This is a genomic window from Streptomyces sp. SID486 (assembly GCF_009865385.1).
Lineage (GTDB): Bacteria > Actinomycetota > Actinomycetes > Streptomycetales > Streptomycetaceae > Streptomyces.
This window is the reverse complement of sequence record NZ_WWJT01000680.1, coordinates 1-230: the sequence shown is the minus strand read 5'-3', so window position 1 is coordinate 230 and position 230 is coordinate 1. Positions and strand designations below refer to the sequence as shown.

Annotated in this window: 1 protein-coding gene; it reads left to right on the top strand. The window is 69.6% G+C overall.

Annotated elements, in window-relative coordinates; all coding sequences use genetic code 11:
• Positions 1-79: 79 nt before the first annotated feature.
• A partial coding sequence (locus tag GT045_RS31460; protein ID WP_161336264.1) for a respiratory nitrate reductase subunit gamma occupies positions 80-230 on the top strand: 151 nt, incomplete at its 3' end.

Below are 230 nucleotides of genomic sequence, written 5' to 3'. Positions count from 1 at the left end.
GGCTGGACACCTATGGGTCGCTCCCGCCCGCACCGGGCGGCAGCGGCTTCGCAAGCCCCGAGGTCGACGGAGTCGCCCGATGAACACCATGCTGTGGGCGGTGCTGCCCTACGCGGTCCTGATCGTGCTGGTCGGCGGGACGATCTGGCGCTACCACTACGACAAGTTCGGCTGGACCACCCGCTCGTCGCAGTTGTACGAGTCGCGCCTGCTGCGCATCGGCAGCCCGC